Genomic DNA, 17996 nt, shown 5'->3' with positions numbered 1-17996 from the left:
GCGGCTGTTTGTGTGAAGTAATTCACATCTGCCGTGTCGATGGAGGCGCATTATAGGGAGTTATCTCCAGGCCGCAATAGAAAAATGACAGAATAATGACTGACTGCTGCATTCCACAGCAACACCCCACTTTATACCCACTTACCCACAAAGTTATCCACAAAGCACCGTTTAAACAGGGCTTAGTGATGCGGTTTAACGAGTGCGGGAAGGTCTGCAAGGCTGTTAATCACGATATCTGCCGACTGTTCTGCTTCCGCGGTTACCGGCTTGCCGGTGCGAACCAGAACCTTCGTGCCGACATTGGCTGCCGCTGCGGCCTGCATGTCTTCCTGTTTATCGCCCACCATATAAGAAGAAGCCATATCGATGTGCAGATACTCCTGGGCGGATTTGAACATTCCCGGATGCGGTTTACGGCAATCACACACCTGGCGATACTCTTCTACCGTTCCCTGCGGGTGATGCGGGCAATAATAGATGCCATCCAGGTCAACACCACGATCGGCCAGCGACCAGTCCATCCACTCAGTCAGGGTTTCAAACTGCGCTTCGGTAAATTTGCCGCGCGCAATCCCGGACTGGTTAGTCACCAGCACCAGGGCATAGCCCATTTCTTTTAATTTACGCATGGCATCGATAACGCCATCGATAAATTCGAAATCATCGATTTCATGGACGTAACCATGATCGACATTAATCGTGCCATCACGATCGAGAAAAATAGCGGGTACAGACTTTGCCACCGTGTTGCTCCTGAATAAGGCGTGTGACGCTAGTATCTCATGTTTCGACGGGCAATAAAGTGCTGATCGTATAAAGCCGGATTGATTTAGACGTCTGGATGCCTTAACATCCGTTCAGTTGACGGCTATCGACCGTTTCTGGCAGAAGAAAATGCCACGGCAAACCCATAAGCGATAATAAATAGTCTAATGATTAAACTTTCGAATATCACCAAAGTGTTCCAGCAGGGGAACCGCACCATACAGGCGTTGAACAACGTTAGCCTGCATGTTCCCGCCGGGCAAATCTACGGCGTCATTGGCGCATCGGGCGCGGGTAAAAGTACGCTGATTCGCTGTGTGAACCTGCTTGAGCGCCCAACCCAGGGCAGCGTTGAAGTAGGCGGTCAGGAGCTGACCGCGCTTTCTGAAGGTGAGCTGACCAAAGCACGTCGTCAAATTGGCATGATTTTCCAGCACTTTAACCTGCTCTCTTCCCGTACCGTTTTTGGTAACGTGGCATTGCCGCTGGAGCTGGACAACACACCTAAAGAGGAAGTGAAACGTCGCGTCACAGAGCTGCTTGATCTGGTCGGTCTTGGCGATAAACATGACAGCTACCCGGCAAATCTCTCCGGTGGCCAGAAACAGCGCGTCGCGATTGCCCGCGCACTGGCAAGCAACCCGAAAGTGCTGCTGTGCGATGAAGCCACCAGCGCGCTAGACCCGGCGACCACCCGCTCGATTCTCGAACTGCTGAAAGACATTAACCGCCGTTTGGGGCTGACTATCCTGCTCATCACTCACGAAATGGACGTAGTGAAGCGCATCTGCGATTGCGTGGCCGTCATCAGCAACGGTGAGCTGATTGAACAGGATACGGTGAGCGAAGTCTTCTCCCATCCGAAAACCCCGCTGGCACAGCAGTTTATTCAGTCCACGCTGCATCTGGACATTCCGGATGACTATCAGGCGCGCCTCAAAGCCGAGCCGTTCGCCGACAGCGTGCCAATGCTGCGCCTGGAGTTCACCGGTCAATCTGTTGATGCGCCGCTGCTCTCAGAGACCGCTCGTCGCTTCAACGTCAACAACAACATTATTAGCGCGCAGATGGATTACGCCGGCGGTGTGAAGTTCGGCATTATGCTGACCGAAATGCACGGCGAACAAAACGATACACAAGCCGCCATTGCCTGGCTGCAACAACACCATGTAAAAGTAGAGGTACTGGGTTATGTCTGAGCCAATGATGTGGTTACTGGCGCGCGGCGTCTGGGAAACGCTGGCAATGACCTTTGTGTCCGGCTTTTTCGGTTTTGTGATAGGTTTACCGGCGGGTGTACTGCTGTATGTCACGCGTCCCGGGCAAATTATTGAGAACGCAAAGCTCTATCGCATTCTGTCGGCGCTGGTGAACATCTTCCGTTCTATCCCTTTTATTATCTTACTGGTGTGGATGATTCCGTTTACTCGCGTCATCGTCGGTACGTCAATCGGCTTGCAGGCGGCTATCGTTCCGCTGACCGTTGGCGCTGCGCCGTTTATCGCCCGTATGGTTGAAAACGCCCTGCTGGAAATCCCGACCGGGTTGATTGAAGCCTCCCGCGCAATGGGCGCCACGCCGATGCAGATCGTCCGTAAGGTTCTGCTGCCGGAAGCGCTGCCTGGCCTGGTGAATGCCGCAACCATCACGCTGATTACGCTGGTTGGCTATTCCGCGATGGGCGGTGCCGTTGGCGCAGGTGGCCTGGGCCAGATTGGCTACCAGTACGGGTATATCGGCTATAACGCGACGGTAATGAATACAGTACTGGTATTACTGGTCGTTCTGGTTTATTTAATTCAGCTATCTGGCGATCGCATCGTTCGGACTGTGACTCATAAATAACGTAATAGACAACACAACTCGAAGAGTTAAGGAAATAACATGGCGTTTAAGTTTAAAACTTTTGCGGCGGTCGGCGCTTTGATCGGTACTCTGGCACTGGCGGGTTGCGGTCAGGACGAGAAAGATCCCAACCATATTAAAGTCGGCGTGATTGTCGGCGCCGAACAGCAGGTTGCTGAAGTTGCGCAGAAAGTGGCGAAAGAAAAATATGGCCTGGACGTAGAACTGGTGACCTTCAATGATTACGTACTGCCTAACGAAGCGCTGAGCAAAGGCGACATCGACGCAAACGCCTTCCAGCACAAACCGTATCTGGATCAACAGATCAAAGACCGCGGCTACAAACTGGTCTCCGTTGGCGCGACCTTCGTTTACCCTATCGCGGGCTACTCGAAAAAAGTTAAATCACTGGACGAACTGCAGCCAGGTTCTCAGGTTGCCGTACCTAACGATCCGACCAACCTTGGCCGTTCCCTGCTGCTGCTGCAGAAAGTGGGTCTGATCAAACTGAAAGACGGTATTGGCCTGCTGCCAACCGTTCTGGATATCACCGAGAACCCGAAAAACCTGAAGATTGTCGAACTGGAAGCACCGCAGTTGCCGCGTTCTCTGGATGACGCGCAAATCGCGCTGGCGGTCATCAACACCACTTACGCCAGCCAGATTGGCCTGACCCCGGCGAAAGACGGCATCTTTGTTGAAGACAAAGACTCCCCGTACGTTAACCTGATCGTGACTCGCGAAGACAACAAAGACGCGGAAAACGTGAAGAAATTCGTTGAGGCTTACCAGTCTGACGAAGTGTACGAAGCGGCTAACAAAGTCTTCAATGGCGGCGCGGTAAAAGGCTGGTAAGTTACCCCTGCTAAGCACTATCTTTCAGGACGGGCGCATGCCCGTCTTGTCATTTCTGCAAGCACCTGATTCAATAAGCACTGGTCTATCATAATTCGAGGAAATACTATGCGTGCTTTACCGATCTGTTTAATAGCACTGATGTTAGGCGGCTGTTCGATGCTAAACAGATCTCCCGTTGAACCTGTTCAAAGCACCGCGTCTACGCCTAAAACGGAAACCGTAAAACCAAAAACTGTCCGCGCAACTCCGGTGAGAATCTACACCAAGGCGGAAGATTTGGTCGGTAAACCTTTCCGCGATTTAGGTGAAGTCTCCGGCGATTCCTGCCAGGCAACCAATCAGGACTCCCCGCCAAACATCCCAACTGCCCGCAAACGTATGCAGATTAACGCCTCTAAAATGAAAGCGAACGCAGTTCTGCTGCACAGCTGCGAAGTCACCAGCGGTACACCGGGCTGCTATCGTCAGGCCGTATGTATCGGTTCGGCGCTCAACGTTTCGGCGAAATGAGCACCTTTCAGTTCGAGCAGATAGGCGTTATCCGCTCACCGTATAAAGAGAAGTTTGCTGTGCCGCGCCAGCCAGGTCTGGTGAAAAGTGGCGGCGGCGAACTTCACTTGATGGCGCCTTATAACCAGGCCGACGCCGTTCGCGGCCTGGAAGGGTTCAGCCATTTGTGGGTGCTGTTTGTTTTCCATCAGACGATGGAAGGCGGCTGGCGCCCCACGGTTCGCCCTCCTCGTCTGGGCGGCAATGCCCGCATGGGCGTCTTCGCAACGCGTTCGACCTTTCGCCCGAATCCTATTGGTATGTCTCTGGTTGAACTGCGGGGGCTCCGCACCCACAAAGACCAGGTGATTCTGGAACTGGGGAGTCTGGATTTAGTGGATGGTACGCCGGTGGTGGATATCAAACCCTATCTGCCGTTTGCCGAAGCCCTGCCGCACGCCAACGCCAGCTATGCACAGGACGCGCCGCAGGCTGCGGTCGACATCGCGTTTACTGCAGAAGTACAACAGCAAATTTTATCCCTGGAAAAACGTTACCCGCGGTTAAAACAATTTATTCGCGAAGTTCTGGCACAGGACCCACGTCCGGCCTACCGTAAGAATGAAGAAGAGGGGAAAACCTACGCCGTGTGGCTGCTTGATTTCAACGTGCGCTGGCGCGTAACGTCCGCAGGCTTTGAAGTCTTTGCGCTGGAAGCCAGGTAAATTCACGACACTCTCTTTTGACATCCCCTTCTCGCTGGTAAACTAAATCACTTTTTTTGCGTCAGGCTTTATTTGAGCCTGTTCGATCGTCCAACTGGAACCGTAACAACATGCGTACTAGCCAATACCTGCTCTCCACTCTGAAGGAGACACCTGCCGACGCCGAGGTTATCAGCCACCAGCTGATGCTGCGCGCCGGGATGATCCGCAAGCTGGCCTCCGGGTTATACACCTGGCTGCCGACCGGCGTGCGCGTCCTGAAAAAAGTCGAAAACATCGTGCGTGAAGAGATGAACAACGCCGGTGCTATCGAGGTGTTAATGCCGGTAGTTCAGCCCTCTGAACTGTGGCAAGAGAGTGGTCGTTGGGAACAGTATGGCCCGGAACTGCTGCGTATTGCTGACCGTGGCGACCGTCCGTTCGTACTCGGCCCAACTCACGAAGAAGTGATTACCGATCTGATTCGTAATGAGCTCAGCTCTTACAAACAGTTGCCGCTGAACTTCTACCAGATCCAAACGAAATTTCGTGACGAAGTTCGTCCGCGTTTCGGCGTGATGCGTTCCCGCGAATTCCTGATGAAAGATGCATACTCTTTCCACACTTCTCAGGAATCCTTGCAGGAAACCTACGACGCCATGTACGCCGCTTACAGTAAAATCTTCAGCCGTATGGGTCTGGATTTCCGTGCTGTGCAGGCTGATACCGGTTCTATCGGCGGTAGCGCATCTCACGAATTCCAGGTCCTGGCGCAGAGCGGTGAAGATGATGTGATCTTCTCTGACTCGTCCGACTATGCGGCAAACATCGAATTCGCTGAAGCCGTAGCGCCGAAAGAACCGCGCGCTGCCGCGACTCAGGAAATGACGCTGGTTGATACGCCGAACGCAAAAACCATCGCCGAGCTGGTAGAGCAGTTTAATCTGCCGATCGAAAAAACCGTCAAAACACTGCTGGTAAAAGCGGTTGAAGGCAGCGCTTATCCGCTGGTTGCCCTGTTGGTTCGTGGTGATCACGAGCTGAACGAAGTCAAAGCTGAAAAACTGGCACAGGTTGCCAGCCCGCTGACCTTCGCGACCGAAGAAGAAATCCGTGCTGTTGTTAAAGCAGGCCCGGGTTCTCTCGGCCCGGTAAACATGCCGATTCCGATGGTTATCGACCGTACCGTTGCCGTCATGAGCGATTTCGGCGCTGGCGCGAACATCGATGGTAAACACTACTTCGGTATCAACTGGGATCGCGATGTCGCAACGCCTGAAGTGGCGGATATCCGTAACGTGGTTGCTGGTGACCCGAGCCCGGACGGTAAAGGTACGCTGCTGATTAAACGTGGTATCGAAGTCGGCCACATCTTCCAGTTGGGTACCAAGTACTCTGAAGCAATGAAGGCTTCTGTACAGGGCGAAGATGGCCGTAACCAGATCCTGACCATGGGCTGCTACGGTATCGGGGTGACTCGCGTGGTGGCTGCGGCCATCGAACAGAACTTTGATGACCGTGGGATCCTGTGGCCAGAAGCTATCGCACCGTTCCAGGTAGCGATTCTGCCAATGAACATGCACAAATCCTACCGCGTGCAGGAGCTGGCTGAGAAGCTGTACGCTGAGCTGCGTGCGCAGGGTATCGAAGTGCTGATGGACGACCGTAAAGAGCGTCCGGGCGTGATGTTCGCAGATATGGAACTGATCGGTATTCCGCACACCATCGTGCTGGGCGACCGTAACCTCGACAACGACGATATCGAATACAAATACCGTCGTAACGGCGAGAAACAGCTGATTAAAACCGGCGATATCGTTGATTACCTGGTGAAAGCCATCAAAGGTTAATTCGGGTTTACGATACGAAAAAGCCTCGCGATTGTGGATTGCGAGGCTTTTTTTTGTCGGGTGGCGCTACGCTTACCCGACCTACAGACTTGATCAGTTACAATCTTTCCCCGGAATAAATTTGGTGTTGCTATCCGGTTGCAACGTTTTCACCATCTCGCCCGTATCCGGGTTAGCTTCCAGGGTGAAATGCCCTTCCACCACCAGCAGTACAGGCTTAGTTTCCGTGCCGCGCGCCACCGCATAATCACGTTCTAACTGCGCATTGCTGGCCACCGCCATCTTCTTGCCCGTGGCGCAATCGGTAAAGATTGCCGCATCCGCCATGTAGAAATACATCCCGCGCATCGCCATTGGCGTTGTCGGCAGGCTCGCCTTCACCGGTGCCAGCGTGTAGTTAAGCGTGGACTCAATTGGATTACCTTCCTGGTCGAGCATCTCCAGGTTATCACCTTTCACCCGATACCAGGACTTCTCACCTTTACTGTCGGTTAACACCAGCTTCCCGGCGGTACGCGCCCAGGTACCATAGCTGGCAAACGATGACGGCTCTTTCGTCACGCCCTGATAACGTTCATTCATGACCCAGGTGCCGTCTTTGGCGAGGAACAGCGAGGTTTCGATACCTTCACAGTCGGCGCAAGGTAAGATACCGCGCCAGCTTTGCTGCATCGGCTTCAACTCGGCCATTTGGGTCGGCGTCAGTGTTTCCACTTCCGCACGATTGTTACACCCAAACAGTGCAAACAGCATACCGGCGGCCGCTATCGTCAATATTGCTTTTTTCACCATCAATTCCCTCTTTGATTTCTTATTACGTCCGCAGTCGTTAGTAGTTCACCTTGCCACGCAATGTTTTTACATTCGATTTTTGCGCTTTGGCATTCAGCCTGCGTTCTTTGGATGCACGCGTTGGCCGGGTTGCACGACGACTTTTCTGTTCTGCCGTTAATTCCTTAATGACAGCCACCAGTCGCGCAATCGCCGCTTCGCGGTTCATCTCCTGACTGCGATACTCCTGCGCTTTAATGATAAACACACCGTCGGCAGAAATTAAGTGGTGGCTGGCAGCCAGCAGCTTCTCTTTATAATAGTCCGGCAGGCTGGAAGCGCGGATATCAAAACGCAAATGGATAGCCGTCGAGGCCTTATTGACGTGCTGGCCCCCCGCCCCCTGCGCCCGGATGGCGGTAATGGTTATCTCTTCATCCGGGATACTGACCGCCCGTGAGAGAACAATCATGCCGGTTGCTGCCACGGCGTAAAATGAATTTCCAGATTATTCTGAGCATCCGATAACCAAATCGCGCCTTCCTGCAATGTCGCCTGAAGCGTCATGGTGCGAGAGGCAAAGGCGCTGAGCTTCGCCAGTTGCTCGTCATCCAGATACCAGACGCTCAGTTTGTCGAATGACGCCAGTTTGCTCTGATTTTGTTGCCACCAGATTTCAGCCGCGCGACTGTTATAGGTGAACAGCGCCACCTCCTTCGCCAGGCTGCACGCTTTCTTGATGCGGCGCTCGTCCGGCAGGCCGAGTTCTATCCACAGATCAATGCCCAGATGATCGTTACGCAGCCAGATTTCCGGTTCATCGTCGGCGCTCAGGCCACGAGTGAACTGAAGACGTTCATCGGCATATTTTATCCATGCCAGCAGACGCAACATCATGCGTTCCTGCGTTTCAGACGGATGCTGCGCCAGCGTCAGGGACGCGTCGAGAAACTGGTTGCGGTCGATGTCGGCCACATTGACCACCGCCTTGTAAATTGTCGCTTTCAGTGCCATATATTAGCTCCTGTAAAAATGGCGCTCATTGTAACGAAATCAACGGTAAAAGGCTGTCGGGATTTACAGCAGCCGACGTTCATCCTGCTGATAATGCTTAAATGAGTATGATATAGTCACCTTGCTAAACAGAGTTTATCTTCGTAGGCTTAACTTGCATCCACGGTTGAGTCAGAACGCTGACAGGAGGGCATGTGGACAATTATTGTGAGTTGATTCGTCAACGCTATGCGGAAATTGCCAGCGGAGATTTAGGGTACATCCCGGATGCGCTGGGCTGTGTACTGAAAGTATTGAACGAAGTTGCGGCGGATAGCGCCCTTTCAGAGTCGATCAGGGAAAAAGCGGCCTATGCGGCGGCAAACTTACTGGTGAGCGATTATGTCAATGAATGAGACCTATCAACCTATCAATTGTGATGACTATGACAATCTCGAGCTCGCCTGCCAGCATCACCTCGTGCTGACGCTGGAACTTAAAGATGGCGAAGTGCTGCAAGCGAAAGCCAGTGACCTGCTCTCGCGTAAAAACGTGGAGTATCTGGTTGTTGAAGCTGGCGGAGAGAGCCGCGAAGTGCGTCTCGACCGCATTACCAGCTTCAGCCATCCGCAAATCGGCACTGTCGTGGTGAGTGAATCCTGACAGTACAACGGGCAGCTTAGCTGCCCATTTTTGTCCATTCCAGCTGTAAACCGGTTCCAGGCGTTATCGTCCCTTCCTGTGTCACAAACCGCCCCGCCGCTGCCATCAATACATCGTTATAAAACAGCAGCGGCGTGGTATCGCGTAGCCACGGCGGAACACCCAGTTCCTGCCAGATTTTTTTCAGCTTGCGACCACCATTGCGCCCCACAATATGCAGCGTGCCGGGGGCTTTAAAGCGAATAGTGACGGTTTCATCTTCACGCGGTGGACGGATATCGCCCCCCGAAACCAAACGCACATTTCCCACAGGTAAACTCAGGTACTGCGCAATATCAGGCCAGGGAAACGTTTTATCCCCCGGCGATACGATCGTTTTCACCCACCAGAGCTGTTGCTGATAGCGACGAATCTGGTGATCGCCATGGCGCAGACACGGATCTGCGTCCTCACGCGCTTCGACAACTTCCTGCCAGATGCGCGTCAGCATATCGCGCGACGGCATCGCCGCATGATGTAATGCCAGCCAACGGCGTAACAACGCGGCGCGGCGCGGCGCGCTCATAGCCTGCATCGGCGGCAAACTCAGCGCTCCTTGCGGCGTCACCAGGTGGGTCAGTTCCCCGGCCAACAGCTCATCCAGCAGTTGCTCCTGTTCAGCGCAGAGCGCCGCGCTTCGGGCCGTGGCTTGCGCAAAATGCGGCCAGCGCTGGCTCAGCAGCGGTACGACATGCAAACGGAGGAAGTTACGATCGTAGGCATCGTCCTGATTGCTCTCATCTTCAATCCACGAAAGCTGGTGCACTTGCGCCCATGCCAGCAATGAGGCACGCGACGCATTCAGCAAGGGACGAAGCAGGTGCCCGTTCGCAAAGGGCATACGAGCAGGCATGGCAGAAAGCCCCGCCGGGCCGCTTCCGCGTTTAAGCGCCAACAGGAAGGTTTCACACTGATCGTCCAGATGCTGCGCCGTAACCAGCGCCTCGCCATCCTGTAACACTTCACTGAACGCCTGATAACGCGCCTGCCGGGCCTGCGCTTCAATTCCCAGCCCTTCCTGCGCCAGCGTCACGCGTACAACGTCTAACGGGACATTCCACGCTAAACATTGTTGCTCACAATGCGTAACCCAGGCATCCGCATGCTGGCTCAAGCCGTGGTGAATATGTATTGCCCGCAGCGTGATGGACGGATTTTCCTGCCGCCAGCATACCAATTGATGCAGCAATACCGTGGAGTCCAGACCACCACTAAAGGCCACCAGAAACTGGCGGTGAGGCTCAAGGGATGAAGTAAAAGCAGGCGTCGTCATGATGTTGTCACTAGATGGCTAAGCCCGGCACGTTACCGGGCCGGGATCAGGGTTGCAAGCCCTACTGCTGGTAGAGTTCCAGCGGCAGGCCGTCGGGGTCATTAAAAAAGGTAAAACGTTTGTCCGTAAAGGGATCAACGCGAATCGCTTCGCAGGTTACGCCATGCGCCTGCAAATGCACGACCGCCGCATCGAGATCGTCAACGCTAAAGGCCAGATGACGCAGGCCACAGGCTTCCGGGCGACTTGGACGCGCAGGCGGAAACGGGAACGAAAACAGTTCAATCACATACTGCCCGTTCAGCGCCAGATCGCCCTTCCAGGAATCGCGCTCTTCGCGATAAAACTCGCTCTGCAGGGTAAACCCCAGAATGTCGCAGTAGAAGGCCTTACTCTTCGCGTAGTCGGTGGCAATAATGGCAATATGGTGAATCCGTTTTAAACCCAACATTCTTATGCTCCTTTATCGTTTTCAACACGTTACCTGTGCCGGGGCTTAACGCGCAACCTCTTCGCCGCTTTTTAAGACTCGAACCCGGTAAACACCGTTCTCATCACGTTTCGCACCATGAATATCCGTCTCAAAGCCCGGATAGTGACGCCCCACCGAGCACAGCATAAGCAGGAAATCGAGCACCGCACGGCTCTCTTCGGTGATCATCTCACCCGGCATCAACAATGGTACGCCCGGCGGATACGGCAGGATCATATTGGCCGAAACGCGCCCCACCACCTCTTCCAGCGCCACCGTCTCAACATCACCTTTAATCTGACGCTGCCACGCCTGATGCGGCGTCATCTTCATTTCCGGCAGCACGTCAAACGCACGCAGCATTAAACGCGGCAGATCGTGCTGGCGGATCAGTTTGTGGATCCCCTGCGCCAGATCCTGAATGCGCATATTGCGGTAAAAATCCGGATCTTCCGCGTAGAGATCCGGCAGCATGTTTTTCACCCGCAGATTAAGATCGTAGGCGCGCTTAAACTCCGTTAACCCGCGCAGCAGGCCCATTGCTCGGGTTTTATCAATACCGATGCTAAAGAGAAACAGCAGGTTATAGGGCCCGGTTTTCTCCACTACCACGCCGTGCTCATCAAGATATTTCGCCACCAGCGCGGCAGGAATACCCTCGTCGCTCATGTTGCCCTGCTCGTCCATACCTGGCGTCAGGATAGTCACTTTGACCGGATCGAGGAACATATGATCGCTGTCGGCATCGGCAAATCCATGCCAGTCTTCTCCCGGCGAGACCGGCCAGCATTCTGCTTCGTCGATCTCTTCTGGCTGCCAGATGTCAAAGAACCAGCTATCCGACTCTTCACGCAACCGCTGAACCTCTTTGCGGAAATGCAATGCACGCTCCACCGAACGGGTGATCAGTCGCTTGCCCGGGTTGCCGCGCAGCATCGCCGCCGCCGTTTCAATTGAGGCGACAATCGGGTAACTCGGCGATGTCGAGGTGTGCATCATAAAGGCTTCGTTGAAGGTATCTTCATCGTAGTCGCCTTTGATGTGAATAAGCGAAGCCTGTGACAGTGCGGCCAGCATTTTATGCGTCGACTGCGTTTCGAAAAATACTTTCCCCGGCACACGATCGCCGCTCATGCCGCTTTTTCCCTGATATATCGGGTGGAAGTGAGTATACGGCACCCATGCAGAGTCGAAGTGAATCGACGGGACATCCAGCGTTTGCTTGATCCAGTTGGTGTTATACAGCAGGCCATCGTAGGTGGAATTCGTGATCACCGCATGCACCGGCCACTGTGCGTTTTTCGTCGCATCCACTTTTTGTTGCAGGCTATCGCGGGTAAATTCATGGCGCGGGATGCCCCCGAGAATACCGAGCGCGTTCCGCGTCGGCTTCAGCCACAATGGCACCACATCGCTCATCATCAGCAAATGGGCGAGCGATTTATGGCAGTTACGGTCAATCAACAACGTGCTGCCCGCTGGCGCGGCGTACATACCGACAATTTTGTTCGATGTTGAGGTTCCGTTGGTCACCATATAACTTTGTTCAGCACCAAAAGTACGGGCGATGTACTCTTCCGCTTCCAGATGCGGGCCGGTGTGATCGAGCAGTGATCCCAGCTCGGTGACGGAAATCGAGACATCCGCCTTCAGCGTATTGGCGCCAAAGAAATCATAAAACAGGCAACCAATCGGGCTTTTTTGATACGCCGTTCCCGCCATATGACCAGGCGTACAGAAAGTGTATTTACCTTCATTCACATAGGTAAACAGTGCCTTAGTGAACGGTGGCGTAATGTTATCGAGGTACTCATCGGTGTACTGGCGGATGCGGGTAGCGATATCACCAGACTGCCCCAGCGCATATTCAAAGAACCACAGTGCCATCCGCAGATCGTGAACGCTGACATCCATCGTCGAATGGGTATTAATGAACGCGTAGAGCGGAAGATATTCGTTCAGCTGATTAATGTCGCTACACAAATCAACATTGTATTCGTCCCAGTCGAAGATAACGCCGCAGATACGCGGGTTATGTTCGATAAATTTCAGCAGGTCTGCGCTGTTTTGTGGCCAGATAATTTTGAAGCCTTGTGCCAGCAACGCACTTTCCAGCTCCTTGATAGGTTCATCTTTGTAATAGACGCCGTGCGGCCCCATAATGGCGATGATATTCATGCGCTCCTCCTGACGGATCCCTGAGATAAGCATAGTAACAACCAGCCCAGTACTGTGCACAGATGTATTCATCTCAAATATCATTCGCACTGTCCTGCAGCGCAGAAATGAAAAAGGACCGAATCATCGGCCCTTTTGGGAAAGCATCTACATCTCTATCGTTATTATTCTGCTTTCGCTTTTTCCGAGTTCTCAGCGATACGACGCAAGTACTCGTTATTTTTGAACGCGACCATGATCAATTCAAAGGTCATTCGGCAGCCAATCAGGCTAAATATCATCCCAAAAAAGCCAGAGATGAGACTTACGGTGAACATGCTATATATACCTGCCCCCAGCACGATCACCATCGCGATCCAGTAAAAAAACACCAGAACCCGCGGCATTAACAGATGGTCAAATCCCAGAATTACTTTCAATGTTTTCATCCTTAAAAAAAACGAAATAACGCTATAGTTTAGCGTAGTTATTATAATATCAGATTCTCAAAATGGCAGTATTACAGCAGGTTGGATACGGACTCATAAGGTACGAATCAGGAGAGAAATAATCGAACGTCAAGCGATATAAAAAAGGCCACCCAGGGTGGCCTTTTCAGGAAAGTCATATTTACGCGTAGCCGTAGCTCATCAGGCGCTGATAACGACGATTTTTAAGGTCGTCTGTGCTCAGCACGTCGAGATCGGCCAGATCTTCCAGCAGTTGTGCTTTCAGTGATGCCGCCATGGCTTCCGGATTACGGTGGGCGCCGCCCAACGGTTCAGGAATGATAGAGTCAATCAGCTTCAGCTCTTTCAGGCGCGGGGCAATGATGCCCATCGCTTCTGCGGCCAGCGGAGCTTTGTCCGCACTTTTCCACAGAATGGACGCACAACCTTCCGGTGAAATCACCGAGTAGGTGCTGTACTGCAGCATATTCACTTTATCACCCACGCCAATCGCCAGCGCACCGCCGGAGCCACCTTCACCGATAACGGTACAGATAACCGGCACGCTCAGACGTGACATTTCACGCAGGTTACGGGCAATCGCTTCAGACTGACCACGTTCTTCCGCGCCCACGCCAGGATACGCACCCGGAGTATCGATGAACGTGATGATCGGCATGTTGAAGCGCTCAGCCATCTCCATCAGACGCAGGGCTTTACGGTAACCTTCTGGTGCTGGCATACCGAAGTTGCGACGGATTTTCTCTTTGGTTTCACGGCCTTTCTGATGACCAATGATCATCACCGGACGTCCATCCAGACGCGCGATCCCGCCCACGATAGCTTTATCGTCAGCATATGCGCGGTCGCCGGCCAGTTCGTCAAATTCGTCAAACGCCAGGCGGACATAATCCAGGGTGTACGGGCGCTGCGGATGGCGCGCCAGTTGGGCTACCTGCCATGCGCCAAGATCGGCAAAGATTTTGCGCGTCAGTTCTACGCTTTTTTCACGCAGACGATGCACTTCTTCGTCGATGTTAATATCCAGTTTCTCATCCTGACGGCTAACCGCAGTCAGAGAATCGATTTTCGCTTCCAGCTCTGCGATCGGCTGTTCAAAATCAAGGAAATTCAGACTCATAGTATTCCTGTATTAGTCAAACTCCAGTTCCACCTGCTCCGAACCAATAAGGCCACGCAGATCGTTAAGTAAACGATCGCTCGGAGAGACACGCCACGTTGCACCGAAACGCAACCGCGCACGTGCATCCGCCCTCTGATAGTAGAGATGTACTGGAATTGTCCCAGAGCGGTGGGGTTCCAGAGACTGACGGAGTCGGTTTAAAAGCTGGTCATCAATTTGCCTGTCCGTCAGCGAGATAGCAAGCCCGCGAGCATATTTTTCCCGGGCTTCGTCAATATCCATAACTTCGCGGGCCATCATTTTAAGCCCGCCGCTGAAGTCATCAAAGCTGACCTGTCCGCTGACGATAAGTATGCGGTCTTTTTCCAGCAAATGCTGGTATTTATCCAGTGCCTCGGTAAACAACATGACTTCGAGACGCCCGGAACGGTCATCCAGCGTGCAGATGCCGATACGATTGCCGCGCTTGGTGACCATTACCCGCGCAGCAATGACGAGCCCCGCAGCCGTGGTCACTTTACCACGTTCTGTCGGATGCATGTCTTTTAGCCTGTAGCCTCCGACATAGCGCTCAATTTCTTTTAAATACTGATTGATCGGGTGGCCCGTCAGGTACAGACCCAACGTTTCCCGTTCACCATCCAGCACCACCTGCTCCGGCCACGGCAGGCAGTTGGCGTAGGACTGTTCAATTTGTTCCGGCTCTTCCGCCAGCACGCCAAACATATCGGCCTGCCCGATGGCTTCCGCCTTCGCGTGTTGATCCGCCGCTTTCAATGCATCGCCAAGCGAGTTCATCAACGCCGCGCGATGCGGGCCTAGCCGGTCGAACGCGCCGGACATGATCAGTTTTTCCAGCACGCGACGGTTCAGCTTTTTGGTATCAGTGCGCGCGCACAGATCGAACAGTTCGCGGAAATAGCCGCCATTGTTACGCGCTTCGATGATAGCCTCAATCGGCCCTTCACCGACGCCTTTAATCGCGCCGATACCATACACGATTTCCCCGTCATCATTAACGTGGAAATGATATAAACCGGAGTTAATATCTGGCGGCAGGATTTTCAGCCCCATGCGCCAGCACTCATCCACCAGCCCGACCACCTTCTCGGTGTTGTCCATATCAGCGGTCATGACCGCGGCCATAAACTCTGCCGGGTAGTGCGCTTTCAGCCACAGCGTCTGATAGGAGACCAACGCATAAGCGGCGGAGTGAGATTTGTTAAACCCGTAACCGGCAAATTTCTCCACCAGGTCAAAGATTTTCATCGCCAGTTCGCCGTCAACACCGCGTTTTTTCGCGCCTTCTTCAAACGCGCCGCGCTGCTTGGCCATCTCTTCGGGCTTCTTCTTACCCATCGCACGACGCAGCATATCCGCGCCGCCAAGGGTATAGCCGGAGAGTTCCTGGGCAATCTGCATCACCTGTTCCTGGTACAGGATGATGCCATAGGTCGGCTCCAGAACCGGTTTCAGGCATTCGTGCTGCCACTGAACGTCCGGATAGGAAATTTCTTCGCGACCATGCTTACGGTCGATAAAGTTATCTACCATCCCTGATTGCAGCGGGCCCGGACGGAACAGGGCCACCAGGGCTATCATATCTTCGAAGCAGTCAGGTTGCAGACGTTTAATCAGGTCTTTCATGCCGCGCGATTCAAGCTGGAATACCGCCGTGGTTTCCGAGCGTTGCAGCATGTCGAAGCTTTTCTTGTCATCCAGCGGGATGGCGGCAATATCCAGCGGGGGCTCGCCATTTTTCTCGCGGCGGGCGTTGATCATCTCCAGCGCCCAGTTGATGATAGTCAGGGTACGCAAACCAAGGAAGTCGAACTTCACCAGCCCGGCGTATTCAACGTCGCTTTTATCGAACTGGGTAACCGGGTGCTGACCCGCTTCATCACAATAAAGTGGCGCAAAATCGGTGATCTTTGTTGGCGAAATCACGACACCACCGGCGTGCTTACCGGCGTTACGGGTGACCCCTTCCAGCTTACGCGCCATGTCGATCAACGCTTTTACTTCTTCGTCCGCTTCGTAGATTTCCGGCAGTTGCGGTTCTGCTTCAAACGCTTTTGCCAGCGTCATACCCGGATCGGGCGGCACCAGTTTAGAGATACGATCGACGAAACCGTACGGATGGCCCAGTACGCGCCCTACGTCACGGATAACCGCTTTTGCCGCCATTGTACCGAAGGTGATGATCTGCGATACCGCATCACGGCCGTACATTTCCGCCACGTGATCGATAACCCGGTCGCGTTTCTCCATACAGAAGTCAACGTCGAAGTCGGGCATTGAGACACGCTCCGGGTTAAGGAAACGTTCAAACAGCAGGTCAAATTCCAGCGGGTCAAGGTCGGTAATTTTCAGCGCGTATGCCACCAGAGACCCCGCACCGGAGCCTCGCCCCGGGCCGACCGGTACGCCGTTATCTTTCGACCACTGGATAAATTCCATTACGATCAGGAAGTAACCGGGGAAGCCCATCTGGTTGATAACTTTAAGTTCTGTTTCCAGACGTTCATCATACGGCGGACGGCGCTTTTTACGCTCTTCCTCGTCCGGGAACAGAAACGCCAGACGCTCTTCCAGGCCCTCATGAGATTTGGCGACCAGGAAGTCTTCGGTGCTCATATCGCCGGTTGGGAATTGCGGCAGGAAGTATTCACCCAGACGCACCGTAACGTTACAGCGCTTGGCAATCTCTACGGTATTTTCCAGCGCTTCCGGGATGTCGGCAAACAGCTCGCACATCTCCTCTTCGCTGCGCATATACTGCTGCGGCGAATAGTTACGCGGGCGTTTAGGGTCATCGAGCGTAAAGCCATCGTGGATGGCGACGCGAATTTCGTGTGCGTCAAAGTCGCCGGTTTCCAGGAAACGGACATCATTGGTTGCCACGACCGGCAGTCCACGCGCTTCCGCCAGCTCAACGGCGGCATGCAGATAAGACTCTTCGTCCGGACGACCGGTACGAATCAGTTCGAGGAAATAGCAATCAGGGAAATGTTCTTCATAGAACGAGACGCACTCCTCAACCAATTGCGCATTGCCACGCAGCAAGCAGCGCCCGACATCGCCCATGCGACCACCGGAGAGCAGGATCAGCCCCTCTTTCAGTTCAACCAGCCAGTCACGATCGATCCACGGCCCCGCGGCGCCGTACCCACGCTGATAGGCGCGCGAAATCAGCAGCGTCAGGTTCTGGTAGCCCGTATTATTGGCGGCCAGCACGGTGAGCTGCGTCATTTCATCGCCAAGCAGATCGCACTGCACGTGGAAATCTGCCCCAACGATCGGTTTGATCCCCGCACCATGGCCCGCACCATAGAACTTCACCAGACCACACAGGTTGGTGAAATCGGTGATCGCCAGTGCAGGCTGGCCTAACGCCGCCGCCTTTTTCACCAGCGGCGCCGTTTTCGCCAGGCCATCGATCATGGAGTAGTCACTGTGCACCCTAAGGTGTACGAAACGTGGTTCAGCCATTGTTAGATCCCGCGTTGCTTACTGAGGGC

General features: G+C 53.7%; 18 protein-coding genes. 8 read left to right on the top strand and 10 right to left on the bottom strand.

All coding sequences use genetic code 11. The features are described from left to right. Positions 1-182 precede the first annotated feature (182 nt). Positions 183-746, bottom strand: coding sequence for a D-glycero-beta-D-manno-heptose 1,7-bisphosphate 7-phosphatase (gmhB, locus tag NMC31_RS21245; protein WP_253899008.1), 564 nt, complete (start codon positions 744-746; stop codon positions 183-185). A gap of 189 nt (positions 747-935) precedes the next feature. On the opposite strand from gmhB, the gene metN reads away from it, so the two are divergent. From metN to proS, 6 genes are all read left to right on the top strand, one after another. Further along, complete coding sequence (metN, locus tag NMC31_RS21240; RefSeq protein ID WP_108476946.1) at positions 936-1967, top strand: methionine ABC transporter ATP-binding protein MetN; 1032 nt, start codon at positions 936-938, stop codon at positions 1965-1967. Beyond that, entirely contained in the window at positions 1960-2613 is a 654-nt protein-coding gene (locus tag NMC31_RS21235; RefSeq protein WP_015965818.1) for a methionine ABC transporter permease MetI, read from the top strand. The genes metN and NMC31_RS21235 overlap by 8 nt, the downstream gene beginning before the upstream one ends. A 39-nt stretch (positions 2614-2652) precedes the next feature. After that, the gene (metQ, locus tag NMC31_RS21230; protein WP_149463200.1) at positions 2653-3468 is read left to right on the top strand and encodes a methionine ABC transporter substrate-binding lipoprotein MetQ; all 816 of its coding nucleotides are present in this window, start codon (positions 2653-2655) and stop codon (positions 3466-3468) included. Between the two features lie 108 nt (positions 3469-3576). Continuing rightward, positions 3577-3981 (top strand): Rcs stress response system protein RcsF, encoded by a 405-nt coding sequence (gene rcsF, locus NMC31_RS21225; RefSeq protein ID WP_149463199.1) that lies wholly within the window; start codon positions 3577-3579, stop codon positions 3979-3981. Beyond that, on the top strand, positions 3978-4685 hold the full coding sequence (tsaA, locus tag NMC31_RS21220; RefSeq protein ID WP_253899007.1) for a tRNA (N6-threonylcarbamoyladenosine(37)-N6)-methyltransferase TrmO: 708 nt from the start codon (positions 3978-3980) through the stop codon (positions 4683-4685). Before rcsF ends, tsaA begins: the two co-directional genes overlap by 4 nt. Before the next feature lie 110 nt (positions 4686-4795). After that, positions 4796-6514, top strand: coding sequence for a proline--tRNA ligase (proS, locus tag NMC31_RS21215; protein WP_149463197.1), 1719 nt, complete (start codon positions 4796-4798; stop codon positions 6512-6514). Between the two features lie 93 nt (positions 6515-6607). Here proS and nlpE read toward each other — a convergent pair whose 3' ends face one another. From nlpE to NMC31_RS21200, 3 genes are read right to left on the bottom strand one after another with little or no spacing between them, the layout of a single operon-like run. Continuing rightward, positions 6608-7306, bottom strand: coding sequence for an envelope stress response activation lipoprotein NlpE (gene nlpE, locus NMC31_RS21210; protein WP_436650899.1), 699 nt, complete (start codon positions 7304-7306; stop codon positions 6608-6610). Between the two features lie 37 nt (positions 7307-7343). Continuing rightward, on the bottom strand, positions 7344-7757 hold the full coding sequence (arfB, locus tag NMC31_RS21205; protein WP_015965824.1) for an alternative ribosome rescue aminoacyl-tRNA hydrolase ArfB: 414 nt from the start codon (positions 7755-7757) through the stop codon (positions 7344-7346). Then, positions 7754-8299: a YaeQ family protein gene (locus tag NMC31_RS21200; protein ID WP_231825322.1), complete on the bottom strand. Its 546-nt coding sequence runs from the start codon at positions 8297-8299 to the stop codon at positions 7754-7756. The genes arfB and NMC31_RS21200 overlap by 4 nt, the downstream gene beginning before the upstream one ends. Positions 8300-8493: 194 nt before the next feature. Between NMC31_RS21200 and NMC31_RS21195 the strand changes: the two genes are divergently transcribed. Continuing rightward, positions 8494-8694 (top strand): YaeP family protein, encoded by a 201-nt coding sequence (locus tag NMC31_RS21195; RefSeq protein WP_015965826.1) that lies wholly within the window; start codon positions 8494-8496, stop codon positions 8692-8694. After that, on the top strand, positions 8681-8941 hold the full coding sequence (rof, locus tag NMC31_RS21190) for a Rho-binding antiterminator (protein ID WP_149463194.1): 261 nt from the start codon (positions 8681-8683) through the stop codon (positions 8939-8941). The genes NMC31_RS21195 and rof overlap by 14 nt, the downstream gene beginning before the upstream one ends. Before the next feature lie 16 nt (positions 8942-8957). On the opposite strand, the gene tilS is transcribed toward rof, so the two are convergent. The 6 genes from tilS to dnaE all read right to left on the bottom strand — a co-directional run bounded on the left by tilS (position 8958) and on the right by dnaE (position 17967). Next, positions 8958-10253 (bottom strand): tRNA lysidine(34) synthetase TilS, encoded by a 1296-nt coding sequence (gene tilS, locus NMC31_RS21185; RefSeq protein WP_253899006.1) that lies wholly within the window; start codon positions 10251-10253, stop codon positions 8958-8960. Between the two features lie 61 nt (positions 10254-10314). Beyond that, positions 10315-10704, bottom strand: coding sequence for a VOC family protein (locus tag NMC31_RS21180; RefSeq protein WP_253899005.1), 390 nt, complete (start codon positions 10702-10704; stop codon positions 10315-10317). A gap of 45 nt (positions 10705-10749) precedes the next feature. Beyond that, entirely contained in the window at positions 10750-12903 is a 2154-nt protein-coding gene (ldcC, locus tag NMC31_RS21175) for a lysine decarboxylase LdcC (RefSeq protein ID WP_149463187.1), read from the bottom strand. A 164-nt stretch (positions 12904-13067) separates the two neighbouring features. Next, positions 13068-13322 (bottom strand): DUF4282 domain-containing protein, encoded by a 255-nt coding sequence (locus tag NMC31_RS21170; protein ID WP_149463186.1) that lies wholly within the window; start codon positions 13320-13322, stop codon positions 13068-13070. Between the two features lie 190 nt (positions 13323-13512). Then, positions 13513-14472, bottom strand: a complete 960-nt coding sequence (accA, locus tag NMC31_RS21165) for an acetyl-CoA carboxylase carboxyl transferase subunit alpha (protein WP_015965831.1) — start codon at positions 14470-14472, stop codon at positions 13513-13515. Positions 14473-14484: 12 nt separating this feature from the next. Next, positions 14485-17967 carry a DNA polymerase III subunit alpha gene (dnaE, locus tag NMC31_RS21160; RefSeq protein ID WP_253899004.1) on the bottom strand — a complete coding sequence of 1161 codons (3483 nt, stop codon included), beginning with the start codon at positions 17965-17967 and terminating at the stop codon, positions 14485-14487. Between the last annotated feature and the right edge of the window lie 29 nt (positions 17968-17996).

It is taken from the genome of Pseudocitrobacter vendiensis, assembly GCF_943590815.1.
GTDB classification, from domain to species: domain Bacteria; phylum Pseudomonadota; class Gammaproteobacteria; order Enterobacterales; family Enterobacteriaceae; genus Pseudocitrobacter; species Pseudocitrobacter vendiensis.
The sequence above is the reverse complement of the archived record's forward strand: the minus strand, read 5'-3'. Positions and strand labels throughout refer to the sequence as shown.

What these genes read in the sequence shown, in the direction of transcription:
- metN (WP_108476946.1), top strand. Translation starts at nt 936, where the DNA reads ATGATTAAACTTTCGAATATCACCAAAGTGTTCCAGCAGGGGAACCGC.
- NMC31_RS21235 (WP_015965818.1), top strand. Translation starts at nt 1,960, where the DNA reads ATGTCTGAGCCAATGATGTGGTTACTGGCGCGCGGCGTCTGGGAAACG.
- metQ (WP_149463200.1), top strand. Translation starts at nt 2,653, where the DNA reads ATGGCGTTTAAGTTTAAAACTTTTGCGGCGGTCGGCGCTTTGATCGGT.
- rcsF (WP_149463199.1), top strand. Translation starts at nt 3,577, where the DNA reads ATGCGTGCTTTACCGATCTGTTTAATAGCACTGATGTTAGGCGGCTGT.
- tsaA (WP_253899007.1), top strand. Translation starts at nt 3,978, where the DNA reads ATGAGCACCTTTCAGTTCGAGCAGATAGGCGTTATCCGCTCACCGTAT.
- proS (WP_149463197.1), top strand. Translation starts at nt 4,796, where the DNA reads ATGCGTACTAGCCAATACCTGCTCTCCACTCTGAAGGAGACACCTGCC.
- nlpE (WP_436650899.1), bottom strand. Translation starts at nt 7,306, where the DNA reads ATGGTGAAAAAAGCAATATTGACGATAGCGGCCGCCGGTATGCTGTTT.
- arfB (WP_015965824.1), bottom strand. Translation starts at nt 7,757, where the DNA reads ATGATTGTTCTCTCACGGGCGGTCAGTATCCCGGATGAAGAGATAACC.
- NMC31_RS21200 (WP_231825322.1), bottom strand. Translation starts at nt 8,299, where the DNA reads ATGGCACTGAAAGCGACAATTTACAAGGCGGTGGTCAATGTGGCCGAC.
- rof (WP_149463194.1), top strand. Translation starts at nt 8,681, where the DNA reads ATGTCAATGAATGAGACCTATCAACCTATCAATTGTGATGACTATGAC.
- tilS (WP_253899006.1), bottom strand. Translation starts at nt 10,253, where the DNA reads ATGACGACGCCTGCTTTTACTTCATCCCTTGAGCCTCACCGCCAGTTT.
- NMC31_RS21180 (WP_253899005.1), bottom strand. Translation starts at nt 10,704, where the DNA reads ATGTTGGGTTTAAAACGGATTCACCATATTGCCATTATTGCCACCGAC.
- ldcC (WP_149463187.1), bottom strand. Translation starts at nt 12,903, where the DNA reads ATGAATATCATCGCCATTATGGGGCCGCACGGCGTCTATTACAAAGAT.
- accA (WP_015965831.1), bottom strand. Translation starts at nt 14,472, where the DNA reads ATGAGTCTGAATTTCCTTGATTTTGAACAGCCGATCGCAGAGCTGGAA.
- dnaE (WP_253899004.1), bottom strand. Translation starts at nt 17,967, where the DNA reads ATGGCTGAACCACGTTTCGTACACCTTAGGGTGCACAGTGACTACTCC.